Source organism: Streptomyces sp. PCS3-D2 (assembly GCF_000612545.2).
In the GTDB taxonomy this organism is placed as follows: Bacteria; Actinomycetota; Actinomycetes; order Streptomycetales; family Streptomycetaceae; genus Streptomyces.
The window spans coordinates 5,005,829-5,018,756 of the sequence record NZ_CP097800.1 but is presented as its reverse complement, the minus strand read 5'-3'; the positions used below and the strand labels follow the sequence as shown (position 1 = coordinate 5,018,756).

Below are 12,928 nucleotides of genomic sequence, written 5' to 3'. Positions count from 1 at the left end.
GTCGGCGGGGCGGCCCGGACGGGACGAACCCCCGCGCGGATCAGGGCGAGCGGCGGATGAGGAGCAGGGCGCGGTCGTCGTTGACGTCCTTGGCGACCTTCTCGATCAGGTGCCAGGCCGCTCCGTGCCAGCCGGCGGAGACGTAGCGGTCGGCCTCGCCGGTCAGGCGGTCGATGCCCTCGCTGATCTCGCGGTCGGAGGTCTCGACGAGGCCGTCGGTGAAGAGCATCAGGACGTCGCCCCGGCGGAGGTTGCCGCGGGCGGGGGTGAACTCGGCGCCGTCGTAGACGCCGAGCAGCGGGCCCTCGCCGGACTTCTCCTGCCATCGGCCGGTGCCGGCGCAGAGCTGGAGCGCGGGGAGGTGGCCGGCCGAGAGGAGTTCGTAGTCGCCGGTCTCCAGGTCCAGCACGAGGTGGATGGAGGTGGCGAAGCCCTCGTCCCAGTCCTGGCGGAGCAGGTAACCGTTCGCGGCGGGCAGGAAGCCGTTGGGCGGCAGTGCGCCGAGCAGGCCGCCGAAGGCGCCGGACAGCAGCAGGGCCCGGGAGCCGGCCTCCATGCCCTTGCCCGAGACGTCGGTCAGGACGATCTCCAGGGTGCGACCTCCGTTGGTACGGGCCGCGACCACGAAGTCGCCGGAGAAGGACTGGCCGCCGGCCGGGCGCAGGGCCATCTCACGGTGCCAGCCGCGCGGCAGGGCGGGCAGCTTGCTCTGTACCCGGATGCGCTCGCGCAGGTCGAAGAGCATGGTGCCGCCGCGCCGCCAGGGCACGCCGACACGGCTGCGGAACTGCGCGATGAGCAGTCCGAAGAACCCGCAGGCCGCGACGACCAGCACCGTACCGGGGGTGACGCGCGCCGGGCCCTGGGTGTAGGGACCGAGCACGAGCGCCTCGACGATCAGTGCTGCGGCGGAGGCGGCGTACAGGGCGAGGAGGCTGGCGGGGCGCAGCAGGAGGCCGCCGGCGACGATCGGCAGGACGAGCGCCGCCGGCGAGAACCAGACGGGCAGCATCAGCGTGCCGAAGGCTATGGCGGGGACGGTGAGCAGCAGCCCGCCGAAGGCGAGCCAGTCGGAGGCGTCTCCGCGGAAGTAGTCGACGGCGGATTTGCGCAGGGCGGTGCGGCCCCGGTGCGACCGCTTGCGCATCCGGGCCAGAAGGGTCTCCACATGTGCTCGGGCCATTGCTTCGGGACCTTATCCATCCCGGCTGTGAATGCGCAGGGGTACCCCCGCACCTGGAACCGGGCGGCGCCGGGAAACGCCGGGGTCGTCACGGAATGCCCCGGCGGTGATGACCGCATGGCTCTGGAGATGCACCTATTGGATGTTTTGCAGACTGATGGGCTGGATGCCCGGTACGGCCGTACGAACGGACGTGCGGCGGAGGTGCTCCCGTTCGCCCTGGGGTGCGACGGGCCCTAGTTCCGCTGGCAGGTGGGGCACCAGAAGAGGTTGCGCGCGGCGAGACCGGCGGTGCGGATCTCGCCGCCGCAGATGTGGCAGGGCATGTTCGCCCTCCGGTAGACGTACACCTCTCCGCCGTGGTCGTCCACCCTCGGCGGGCGGCCCATGGCCTCGGGGAGGTGCTCGTCGCGGACGGTGTCGATGCGGTTGTCGCGCACGCCCTGGCGCATCAGGACGGCCAGGTCCTCCCACAGGGCGTCCCACTCCGCGCGGGTGAGGTCCCTGCCCAGGCGGTACGGGTCGATGCCGTGCCGGAAGAGGACCTCGGCGCGGTAGACGTTGCCGACGCCCGCGACGACCTTCTGGTCCATGAGCAGCGCGGCGACGGTGGTGCGGGAGCGGGAGATGCGGGCCCAGGCCCGGTCGGGATCGTCGCCGCTGCGCAGCGGGTCCGGGCCGAGGCGGGCACTGGTCGCGGCCTTCTCCGCGTCGGTGATCCAGGCGCAGGTGGTCGGGCCGCGCAGGTCGGAGAAGTACGCGTCGTTGGCCAGGCGCAGCCGGACGGTGTCGGTGGCCGGCGGGGCCGGTGCGGGACCGAGCGCGTACGTGCCGAAGAGGCCGAGGTGGATGTGGATCCACCCGCCGCCCTCGAACCCGAGGAAGAGGTGCTTGCCGTGCGCGTCGACGCCGTCCAGGATCCGGCCGTCGAGGAGGGCGGCGCTCTCGGCGAACCGGCCCTGGGGGCTGCTGACGGCGACCTGCCGCCCGGCGAACCGTTCCAGGTGGTCCTTGGCGAGGCGGTGGATCGTATGCCCCTCGGGCACTGCGCGCTCCTCGGCGGATGGGGGAAGAAGACGGAGAAGGGAGACGGTGAGGGGGAAGACGACGGCCGTGCCACCCCGCTCCGCGGGTGGCACGGCCGGAAGCGGGATCAGCCCTGCGGGTGGTGGGCCGGGATCGGGGGGAGCTCGCCGGTCTGCTCGTAGGCGGAGAGCATGTCGATGCGGCGGGTGTGGCGCTCCTCGTCGGAGTACGGGGTCGCCAGGAAGGCCTCGATGAAGCTGACGGCCTCTTCCTGCGTGTGCATGCGGCCGCCGACCGAGATGACGTTGGCGTTGTTGTGCTCACGGCCGAGCTGGGCGGTCTGGACGCTCCAGGCCAGGATGGCGCGGACGCCCTTGACCTTGTTCGCGGCGATCTGCTCGCCGTTGCCGGAGCCGCCGATCACGATGCCGAGGCTGCCGGAGTCCGCGGCGGTCTTCTCCGCGGCGCGGAGGCAGAACGGCGGGTAGTCGTCCACCGCGTCGTAGATGTGGGGGCCACAGTCGACGGGCTCGTGGCCGTTGTTCTTGAGCCAGTCCACGAGGTGGTTCTTGAGCTCAAAGCCGGCATGGTCGGATCCGAGGTACACGCGCATGGGACGAGTGTGGCACGAGGAGCCGCGACCGCCCGCAGTGGGTGTCGCGTAAGTCACTTCTCAAGCTCAAGTAAACCCAAAGGACGCAGATGGGACACGGCAGGGCGTCGACCCCGGACGTTCACCCGAAGCCGGTGGTCCGGATTGAGGTCTTCCGTCCTGCGTTCATCTCAGGTTTGAATGCCTGGGCTCGCAACCCGAGAACCTAAGGATTCGTCCATGAGCTCCACGACGACCCTTCAGAAGGCAGGCGATTCCACCGGTAACCCCGGTGAGGGCCTGCCCTCCGACGGTCTGAAGGCCGGTCTCAAGAACCGCCACCTGTCCATGATCGCCATCGGCGGCGTCATCGGCGCCGGTCTCTTCGTCGGCTCCGGTGGCGGCATCGCCAAGGCCGGTCCCGCCATCCTGATCTCCTACGCCCTCGTCGGCGCCATGGTGGTCTTCGTGATGCGGATGCTCGGTGAAATGGCCGCCGCCAGCCCGAACTCGGGTTCCTTCTCGGCCTACGCCGACCGCGCGCTCGGCCGCTGGGCGGGCTTCTCCATCGGCTGGCTCTACTGGTTCTTCTGGGTCGTCGTCCTCGCGGTCGAGGCCACCGCCGGTGCCGCCATCCTGGAGAGCTGGATCCCGGCCGTCCCGCAGTGGGCCTGGGCCCTGATCGTGATGGCGGTGCTGACCGCCACCAACCTCGGCTCGGTCGCCTCCTACGGTGAGTTCGAGTTCTGGTTCGCGGGCGTCAAGGTCGTCGCCATCGGCGCCTTCGTCGTCATCGGCATGCTGGCCGTCTTCGGCGTGCTGCCCGGCTCCGACAACCCCGGCGCGGGCTTCGCGCACCTGACCGACACCGGCGGCTTCTTCCCCAACGGGTACGGCGCGGTCCTCACCGGTGTGCTGATGGTCGTCTTCTCCTTCATGGGCAGTGAGATCGTCACTCTCGCCGCCGGCGAGTCGGAGAACCCCCGCAAGGCCGTTACGCAGGCCACCAACTCCGTGATCTGGCGCATCGGCGTCTTCTACCTCGGCTCGATCTTCGTCGTGCTGACGCTGCTCCCCTGGAACGACAAGTCGATCACCGAGAAGGGCTCCTACGTCGCCGCCCTCGACTCGATCGGCATCGCCCACGCCGGCACGATCATGGAGGTCATCGTCCTGACCGCCGTGCTGTCCTGCCTGAACTCGGGCCTCTACACCGCCTCGCGCATGGCGTTCTCGCTCGGCGAGCGCGGCGACGCCCCCCGGGCGTTCGCCAAGGTCAACGCCAAGGGCGTGCCGGTCGCCGCGATCCTCGGCTCCACGGTCTTCGGCTTCGTCGCCGTCTACTTCAACTACGCCTTCAAGGACACGGTCTTCAACTTCCTCCTGAACTCCTCCGGTGCCATCGCGCTCTTCGTGTGGCTGGTGATCTGCCTCACCCAGCTGAGGATGCGCGGGATCCTGGTCCGCGAGGCCCCGGAGAAGCTCACTGTGAAGATGTGGCTGTTCCCGTGGCTCACCTGGGCCACCGCCGGCCTGATCACGTTCGTGATCGGCTACATGTTCGTCGACGACGCGAACCGCGAGGTCGTCACCCTGTCCACGCTCGTCGCCGGTCTAGTCGTGGCCGTCGGCGTGGTCCTGGACCGGCGCCGCAGGCGGGCCGCCGTCCAGGGCTGAGCCGGCCCCGCCCTTCCCGTGCGTCTGCCGGAGTCCGGCCCGCCTCGAAACCCGAAGGCGGGCCGGACTCCGGCCGGTACCGGGGCGTCGACATCAGCCGCGCCGGCCCACCAGCTTCCAGGCGGCCGGCAGGACGCCCATCGCGAGGGCCGCCTTGAGGGCGTCGCCGATCAGGAACGGGGTCAGGCCCGCCGCGACGGCGGCGCTCAGGGACATCCCGGTGGCGGCCATGAGGTACGGCACGCCCACCGCGTAGATGACCGCGGAGCCGAGGGCCATCGCGCCCGCCGTACGCAGGACCGAGCGGTCGGCGCCGCGCCGCGCGAGGGCGCCGACGACGGTGGCGGCGAGCAGCATGCCGAGCACGTAGCCGAAGGACGCGCCGCCCGCGCCGGAGGTGCCGCCCGCGAACCACGGCACGCCGGCCATGCCGACGAGGGCGTACAGCGCCAGCGAGAGGAAGCCGCGGCGGGCACCGAAGGCGGTGCCGACGAGCAGTGCGGCGAAGGTCTGGCCCGTGACAGGGACCGGGGAGCCGGGCACGGGCACCGCGATCTGCGCGGCGATCCCGGTCAGGGCGGCGCCGCCGACGACGAGCGCGATATCGCGCACGCGGCTCGCGGGCAGCAGGTCGGCGAGGACGACGCCGGGCCGGAGGGTGACGGAAGCAGTGCTCATGAGGGGGCTCCGCGAGGTGGTGGGGGTGGGGACGATCACCGACGTTAGTCCGCGGTCCGGGGTCGCCCCACCGCCGCCCGGGACAAAGCCCTGCTCCCCGCGATGGTGGGGAACCAACAAAGCTCACTCCCCCGATCGAGCCAACGTGACCCCCGTCACGTGCAACATCCAACAACGCGTCCGTTTTGCACGGACGACCGCCACTCGGCGAGACTGTTGGATCCCGCTAAGCCCACGGCGGGGTCCCCACCATCGCTGGGCCGAACGAGAGTACGAGCACTTCTCATGCGTGAGCGCCTGCCAGAAGCACCTCCCACAACGGGCGAGCTGCCCGCGGAACCCCTCAGTCACAGTCTCAAGCAGCGCCACCTGACCATGCTGGGGCTGGGCGGCGTGATCGGCGCCGGCCTCTTCGTCGGCTCCGGCGCGGGCATCGGCATCGCCGGCCCCGCCATCATCTGCTCCTATCTCCTGGCCGGCGTCCTCGCGATGCTGGTGATGCGCGCGCTGGGCGAGATGTCGGCCGCGATGCCGGCCTCCGGCTCCTTCTCCGTCTACGCGGAGCGGGCGCTCGGCCGCTGGGCCGGCTTCTCGGCGGGCTGGCTGTACTGGTTCCTGCTCGTCGTGGTGCTCGCCGTGGAGGCCACCGGCGCCGCGAAGATCGCGAACGGCTGGGTGCCTTCGGTCGACCAGTGGGTGTGGGTGCTGCTCTTCATGGTGGTCTTCACCGTGAGCAACCTCGCCGCGGTGAAGAACTTCGGCGAGTTCGAGTTCTGGTTCGCCGCGCTCAAGGTCGGCGCCATCGTGCTCTTCCTGGTCCTGGGCACCCTCGCGGTCTTCGGCCTGCTCCCGGACACGGATCCGGTCGGCATGGCGAACCTCACCGGCCACGGCGGCTTCTTCCCCGAGGGCTTCGGCGGCGTGGTGGCCGGCATGCTCGCGGTCGTCTTCGCCTTCGGCGGCCTGGAGGTCGTCACGATCGCGGCAGCCGAGTCCGACGACCCGGCCCGGTCGGTCTCCCGTGCGGTGCGCAGCGCCGTGTGGCGCATCCTCTTCTTCTACGTCGGCTCGATGGTGGTCATCGTGACACTGCTGCCGTGGGACTCGCTGGAGCCGGGACAGAGCCCGTACGTCGCGGTCCTGGACTCCATCGGCATCCCGGGGGCCGGCCAGATCATGAACATCGTGGTGTTCGTGGCCTTGCTGTCGGCACTCAACGCGAACCTGTACGGGTCCTCGCGCATGATCTTCTCGCTGGCCGAGCGCGGAGAGGCGCCGAAGTCGTTGCTGCGGGTCTCGGGCGGCGGCGTGCCGCGCCGGGCCGTGTTCGCCTCGGTGGCCTTCGGCTTCGCCTCGGTGGTGCTCAACCTGCTGTGGCCGGACACGATCTTCCTCTACATGCTCAACGCGGTCGGCGCCGTGCTGCTGTTCGTGTGGGCACTGATCGCGGTCTCCCAGCTGAAGCTGCGCCGCCGGATCGAGCGGGACACGCCCGAGCGGCTGGTCCTGCCGATGTGGCTGTTCCCGTACGCGACCTGGGCCGCCCTGGCCGGGATGGTGGCGGTCCTGGTCCTGATGCTGTTCGACGACTCCGCGCGGCCGCAGTTGCTGTGGTCGACGGGCGCCGCACTGCTGGTCCTCGCGGTGGCGGGCGTGCGCGAGCTGCGGGACCGGCGGGCCGGCTGACCCACCTGCCTGCCCGTCGGCCTGTCTGCCGGATCACCGGCCCGGGAACGGCAGGACCCCCCGCGCCGCGGCGCGGGGGGTCCTGCCGTTCCCGGGCCGTACGGAGTCGATCACGGCCCGTGAAGCGGCTGTCCGGATATCGGACAGAGAACGTCCGGTGATCGGACGCTCGGCACACTGGGGCCGCTTCGCCCCCGCACCGACAGGCACCTCCCCATGAGCCACAGCAGTACCGCCGCACGCCCCGAGCCGCCGCGGACCGACGCCGGATCCCCGCTCGGCAACGGACTCAAGCAGCGCCACCTCTCGATGATCGCGCTCGGCGGTGTCATCGGCGCCGGACTCTTCGTCGGATCCGGGGCCGGCATCGCCGCGGCGGGTCCCTCGATCGTGCTCGCCTACGCCGCGTCCGGACTGCTCGTGATGTTCGTGATGCGGATGCTCGGCGAGATGTCCGCCGCCAACCCCGCCTCCGGCTCCTTCTCGGTGCACGCGGAACGGGCGATCGGCCCGTGGGCCGGGTTCACCGTCGGCTGGATGTTCTGGGCGCTGCTGTGCGTGGGCGTGGCCATCGAGGCCATCGGTGCGGCGCACATCATGACGGGCTGGTTCCCGGGCACCCCGTCGTGGATGTGGGTGCTGGTCTTCATGGCACTGTTCTGTGGCTCCAACCTGGCCGCCGTCTCGAACTTCGGCGAGTTCGAGTTCTGGTTCGCGGCCCTCAAGATCGGTGCCATCGCCCTCTTCCTGGGGCTGGGCGTGCTGGCCGTCCTCGGCCTGCTGCCCGGCACCGACGCAGCCGGCACGGCCAACCTGCTCCACGGCGGCGGCTTCCTGCCCGGCGGCGTGGACGGCCTGCTGGTCGGCCTGCTGGCCTCGGTCGTCGCCTACGGCGGACTGGAGACGGTCACCATCGCCGCCGCCGAGTCGGAGGACCCGGTCAAGGGGGTGGCCACGGCGGTGAGGACCACCATGTGGCGCATCGCCGTCGTCTACGTCGGCTCCATGCTCGTCATCGTCACCCTGCTGCCGTGGAACGACCCGGAGGTCAGGGAGGACGGCCCGTACGCGGCCACCCTGGACCACCTGGGCATCCCGGCCGCCGGCGACATCATGAACGTGGTCATCCTGATCGCCCTGCTGTCCGCGATGAACGCCAACATCTACGGCTCCTCGCGCATGGCCCACTCCCTCGTCTCCCGCGGCCAGGGGCCCCGGGCGCTGGGCAGGGTCGCCGGCGGCGTCCCGCGCCGGGCCGTGCTCGCCTCCTCCGGCTTCGGCTTCGCCACCGTGCTGCTGTCGTACTGGTACCCGGACACCCTGTTCGCCTGGCTGCTGAACATGGTCGGCGGCGTCATCCTCGTCGTCTGGGGCTTCATCGCCGTCTCGCAGAGCGTGTTGCGCCGCCGGCTGGAGCGCGAGGCTCCGGAGAAGCTCGTGGTGCGGATGTGGGGGTTCCCGTACCTGACCTGGGTGGCGCTGGCCGGGGTGGCCGGGGTCCTCGTGCTCATGGCTCGGGGTGAGGACACCCGAGTGCAGGTGATCTTCACCGGCGGGCTCGCCGTGGCCCTGGCCGTGACCGGATACGCGCTGCAGCGCCGGGCGGCCGTCGCCCGCTGAACACCCTTCGACCACCAGGCGGGCCCCGTGCGGAAGCACGGGGCCCGCCTGCGTCGCACAGAGGCAACCCTTACGTGTGACTGGGAATAGATACTGCTAGCGTGCAGTTGCGCATTAATTGCAATTAGCGATTGGCACGCCGAGGGGACCGGACAACACGCATGGCCATCTACACGCTTCCTGAGCTTCCGTACGACTACGCGGCGCTGGAGCCGGTGATCAACCCGCAGATCATCGAGCTGCACCACGACAAGCACCACGCGGCCTACGTCACGGGCGCCAACAACACCCTGGAGCAGCTGGCGGAGGCGCGCGACAAGGAGAACTGGGGCGCGCTCAACGGCCTGGAGAAGAACCTCGCGTTCCATCTCTCCGGCCACATCCTGCACAGCATCTACTGGCACAACATGGCCAGCCCGAAGACCGGCGAGGGCGGCGGCGAGCCCACCGCGGCCGACGGCCTGGGCGAGCTGGCCGACGCGATCACCGAGTCCTTCGGCTCCTTCGCGAAGTTCAAGAAGCAGCTGACCTTCGCGTCCTCCGCCACGCAGGGTTCCGGCTGGGGCGTGCTCGCGTACGAGCCCGTCAGCGGCCGCCTCGTCGTCGAGCAGGTCTACGACCACCAGGGCAACGTGGGTGTCGCCAGCACCCCGATCCTGGTCTTCGACGCCTGGGAGCACGCCTTCTACCTGCAGTACAAGAACCAGAAGGTGGACTTCATCGAGGCGATGTGGAACGTCGTCAACTGGCAGGACGTCTCCCGGCGCTACGCCGACGCCAAGGCCAACACCCCGCTGCTGATCCCCGTCAAGGGCTGATCGCACGCCCGAGCCCTCCCCCAGCTACCGCCGGGAGGTGCCCCCAGCCTCGTGATCGTCTTCTCAACCTTCACTGGCCGGGGTGTCCAGCGGAAGACCCCCGTGAGGACGTGACTCACGGGGGTCTTCTGTGTCCTCGCCGTACGGGCTACTCGAAGGACGGGCCCTTGGTGCGGGTCCGCTTGATCTCGTAGAAGCCGGGCGTGGAGGCGACGAGCAGGGTGCCGTCCCACAGCCGGGCGGCGGCCTCGCCGCGCGGGGTCGGGGTCACGACGGGGCCGAAGAAGGCGACGTCGCCCTCGCCGTCGGCGCCCGGAACGGAGATCACCGGAGTGCCGACCTCCTGGCCCACGCGGTCGATGCCGTTGTCGTGCGAGGCCCGCAGCACCTCGTCGTACTCGTCGGAGTCGGCGTACGCGAGCAGCTCGGCCGGCAGGCCGACCTCGGCCAGCGCCTCGGCGATCACCTCACGGGTCGCGCCCTTGTCCTCGTTGTGGATGCGGGTGCCGAGCGCGGTGTAGAGCTTGCCGGTGATCTCGTCGCCGTGCTTCTGCTGGGCGGCTATCACCACGCGCACCGGCGCCCAGCCCTTGGGGCCGAGGAGCTCGCGGTAGACCTCGGGCAGCTCGTCGAGCTTGTTCTCGTTGAGCACGGCCAGGCTCATCACGTGCCAGCGCACCTCGACGTCGCGGACCTTCTCGACCTCCAGCATCCAACGGGACGTCATCCAGGCCCAAGGGCAGAGCGGGTCGAACCAGAAGTCGACCGGGGTCTTCTCGCGCACCTGGGTCTCGCTCATGTCTCTCCTCGGTGTCGGTCTCAGGTGGAAAAAGGCGTCAACGGCGCATGTCCTCCGTCGCCAACCAGGACGCCGCCGCACGCATTCCCCCTCGTGCGAGGATTCGGTCAAGAACGCGATCGCGCACGAAGGAGTGCAGGTGCCCGGAGAGAATCTGTCCCGCGAGGAGGCCCGCGAGCGGGCCGAGCTGCTGTCCGTCGACGGGTACGAGGTCGTCCTCGACATCAGCTCGGCGGTGGACGAGGCCGAGCCGGCCGAGGGCCCGCGGACCTTCCGCTCGGTGACGACGATCCGCTTCCGGGCCGCGACGCCCGGCGGTGCCACCTTCGCGGACCTGATCGCGCCGTCGGTGAACTCGGTGACCCTGAACGGGCGGGCGCTGGACGTGTCCGCCGTCTTCGACGGGGCCCGGATCGCCCTGGACGGCCTGGCCTCCGAGAACGTCCTGGTGGTGGACGCGAACTGTGCGTACAGCCGGACGGGCGAGGGCCTGCACCGCTTCGTGGACCCGGAGGACGGCGAGGTCTACCTCTACACGCAGTACGAACCGGCCGACGCCCGCCGGGTGTACGCGAACTTCGAGCAGCCCGACCTGAAGGCGCCCTACCGCTTCGAGGTCACCGCGCCGGAGGGCTGGCAGGTGTGGAGCAACGGCGCCGAGGAGTCCCGCGAGGGCCGGACCCGCCGCTTCGCCGAGACCGCGCCGATCTCCACGTACATCACCTGCGTGGTTGCGGGGCCGTACCACTACGTGACGGACACCTACACCCGCGGCGACCTGACCATCCCGCTGGGCGCCATGTGCCGCAAGGGCCTGGCGAAGCACTTCGACGCGGACGACGTCTTCCTCGTCACCAAGCAGGGCTTCGACCTCTTCCACGAGATCTTCGACTACCCCTACCCCTTCGGGAAGTACGACCAGGCCTTCGTGCCGGAGTACAACCTGGGCGCCATGGAGAACCCGGGGATGGTGACCTTCCGGGAGGAGTACATCTTCCGCGGCAAGGTCACGCAGGCCTCGTACGAGCGGCGCGCGAACGTGATCCTCCACGAGATGGCGCACATGTGGTTCGGCGACCTGGTCACCATGAAGTGGTGGGACGACCTGTGGCTGAAGGAGTCCTTCGCGGACTTCATGGGCTCCTTCGGGCTCGTCGAGGCCACCCGCTTCGACCAGGCCTGGGTGACCTTCGCCAACAACCGCAAGGCGTGGGCCTACCGCGCCGACCAGCTGCCGTCCACGCACCCGATCACGGCCGACATCCGTGACCTGGAGGACGCGAAGCTGAACTTCGACGGCATCACCTACGCCAAGGGCGCGGCGGTGCTCAAGCAGCTGGTCGCCTACGTGGGCCGGGAGGCGTTCCTGGAGGGCGCGCGCCGCTACTTCAAGGCGAACGCCTACGGGAACACCACCCTCGACGACCTGCTGTCGGTACTCGGCGAGGTGTCCGGCCGCGACATGACCGAGTGGTCGCGGGCCTGGCTGCAGACGGCGGGCGTGAACGTGCTGACGCCGGTGGTGACCCACGACGCCCAGGGGCGGATCGCCGAGCTCGCCGTCGTCCAGGAGGGCGACGAGCTGCGTCCGCACCGGGTCGGCGTCGGCCTGTACCGGCGGGAGCCGGACGGCTCGCTGGTCCGCTACGCGCGAGCCGAGGCCGACGTCCGCGGATCCCGCTCGGTGATCGGGGAGCTGTCCGGGCAGGACCGGCCCGACCTGGTCCTGGTCAACGACGAGGACCTCACCTACTGCAAGGTCCGTTTCGACGAGGGTTCGCTGGCCGCGCTGCGCGCGCACCTGGGCGACCTGACGGATCCGCTGGCGCGGGCGCTGAGCTGGTCGGCGCTGTGGAACCTGACGCGGGACGGCCTGATGCCGGCGCACGACTTCGTCTCGCTGGTACTGGCGCACGCGGGCCGGGAGACGGACGTCGGCGTCCTGCAGCAGCTGCACGCGCAGGCTCGCGCCTCGGTCACCCACTACGCGGCGCCGGACCGGCGCGAGCAGGTCGGCCGGGACCTGGCGGCGGGAGCGCTGCACGAGCTGCGGGCGGCGGCGCCGGGGTCGGAGCACCAGCTGACCTGGGCTCGGTTCTTCGCGGCGAGCGCGGCGACCGAGGGCGACTTCCAGCTGCTCCTCGGGCTGCTGGAGGGCTCGGCGCGGATCGACGGGCTGGAGGTGGACCAGGAGCTGCGCTGGGACTTCCTGCTGCCGCTGGCCGCGCACGGTGCGGTGGACGAGGCAGTCCTCGCCGCCGAACTGGCGCGGGACGACACGGCGTCGGGCAAGCGGCACCAGGTGCGGTGCCTGGCGGCTCGCCCCTCGCAGGCGGTGAAGGACCAGGCATGGGCCGCGGTCGTCGAGTCGGACGCGCTGTCGAACGCCCTGGTGGAGGCGACGATCGCGGGTATGCAGCAGTCGTCGCAGCGGGACCTGCTGGCGGCCCACGCGGGGCGCTACTTCGAGGTCATCGAGCGGGTGTGGTCGGACCGGTCGATCCAGATCGCGATGGACATTGTCAAGGGGCTCTACCCCTCGCTCCAGGGCGACGCCGCCACGCTGGACGCCACGGACGCCTGGCTGGCCGGACACGAGGCCGCCGCCCCGGCGCTGCGCCGCCTGGTCCTGGAGTCCCGCGACGACCTGGCCCGGGCCCTTGCCGCGCAGCGGTGCGACGCGGCGGCCGGCTGACCGGCCCCGGGCCCGTGCTCTGCCCGGCTCCGGGCCTCGCGCCCCGGACGGGCTGGACGATCCAGCCTCTCCGGGGCGGGGTCCGGGCGGGGTCCGGGCGGAGCCCCGGCAACCGCGGTGCGGTCCGGTCACCCGTACGGGCGCACCTCATCGG

Annotated in this window: 10 protein-coding genes; 5 read left to right on the top strand and 5 right to left on the bottom strand. The window is 70.7% G+C overall.

The annotated features are described in order from the left end of the window. Positions 1-40: 40 nt before the first annotated feature. The 3 genes from AW27_RS22045 to AW27_RS22035 form a co-directional block, all read right to left on the bottom strand. Complete coding sequence (locus tag AW27_RS22045) at positions 41-1,183, bottom strand: PP2C family protein-serine/threonine phosphatase (RefSeq protein ID WP_037923709.1); 1,143 nt, start codon at positions 1,181-1,183, stop codon at positions 41-43. A 236-nt stretch (positions 1,184-1,419) separates the two neighbouring features. Beyond that, positions 1,420-2,229: an Fpg/Nei family DNA glycosylase gene (locus AW27_RS22040; RefSeq protein ID WP_037923706.1), complete on the bottom strand. Its 810-nt coding sequence runs from the start codon at positions 2,227-2,229 to the stop codon at positions 1,420-1,422. Positions 2,230-2,336: 107 nt separating this feature from the next. Further along, a complete protein-coding gene (locus tag AW27_RS22035; RefSeq protein ID WP_037923704.1) occupies positions 2,337-2,822 on the bottom strand; it encodes a ribose-5-phosphate isomerase in 486 nt (161 codons plus the stop codon). A gap of 219 nt (positions 2,823-3,041) precedes the next feature. Here AW27_RS22035 and AW27_RS22030 point away from each other — a divergent pair, with 219 nt between their 5' ends. Next, positions 3,042-4,478 (top strand): amino acid permease, encoded by a 1,437-nt coding sequence (locus tag AW27_RS22030; RefSeq protein WP_037923702.1) that lies wholly within the window; start codon positions 3,042-3,044, stop codon positions 4,476-4,478. Between the two features lie 93 nt (positions 4,479-4,571). Here the strand turns inward: AW27_RS22030 and AW27_RS22025 are convergent, their stop codons facing one another. Next, on the bottom strand, positions 4,572-5,156 hold the full coding sequence (locus tag AW27_RS22025; RefSeq protein WP_037923700.1) for a biotin transporter BioY: 585 nt from the start codon (positions 5,154-5,156) through the stop codon (positions 4,572-4,574). A 285-nt stretch (positions 5,157-5,441) separates the two neighbouring features. Here AW27_RS22025 and AW27_RS22020 point away from each other — a divergent pair, with 285 nt between their 5' ends. The 3 genes from AW27_RS22020 (at position 5,442) to AW27_RS22010 (ending at position 9,280) form a co-directional block, all read left to right on the top strand. After that, positions 5,442-6,842 carry an amino acid permease gene (locus AW27_RS22020; RefSeq protein ID WP_037923698.1) on the top strand — a complete coding sequence of 467 codons (1,401 nt, stop codon included), beginning with the start codon at positions 5,442-5,444 and terminating at the stop codon, positions 6,840-6,842. 216 nt (positions 6,843-7,058) lie between these two features. Then, positions 7,059-8,462 carry an amino acid permease gene (locus AW27_RS22015; RefSeq protein ID WP_037923695.1) on the top strand — a complete coding sequence of 468 codons (1,404 nt, stop codon included), beginning with the start codon at positions 7,059-7,061 and terminating at the stop codon, positions 8,460-8,462. Between the two features lie 161 nt (positions 8,463-8,623). Then, positions 8,624-9,280, top strand: coding sequence for a superoxide dismutase (locus tag AW27_RS22010; protein ID WP_037923692.1), 657 nt, complete (start codon positions 8,624-8,626; stop codon positions 9,278-9,280). A gap of 148 nt (positions 9,281-9,428) precedes the next feature. Here the strand turns inward: AW27_RS22010 and AW27_RS22005 are convergent, their stop codons facing one another. Next, positions 9,429-10,079, bottom strand: a complete 651-nt coding sequence (locus AW27_RS22005) for a mycothiol-dependent nitroreductase Rv2466c family protein (protein WP_037923690.1) — start codon at positions 10,077-10,079, stop codon at positions 9,429-9,431. A gap of 139 nt (positions 10,080-10,218) precedes the next feature. Between AW27_RS22005 and pepN the strand changes: the two genes are divergently transcribed. Further along, on the top strand, positions 10,219-12,774 hold the full coding sequence (gene pepN, locus AW27_RS22000) for an aminopeptidase N (protein ID WP_037923688.1): 2,556 nt from the start codon (positions 10,219-10,221) through the stop codon (positions 12,772-12,774). The last annotated feature ends 154 nt before the right edge of the window (positions 12,775-12,928 follow it).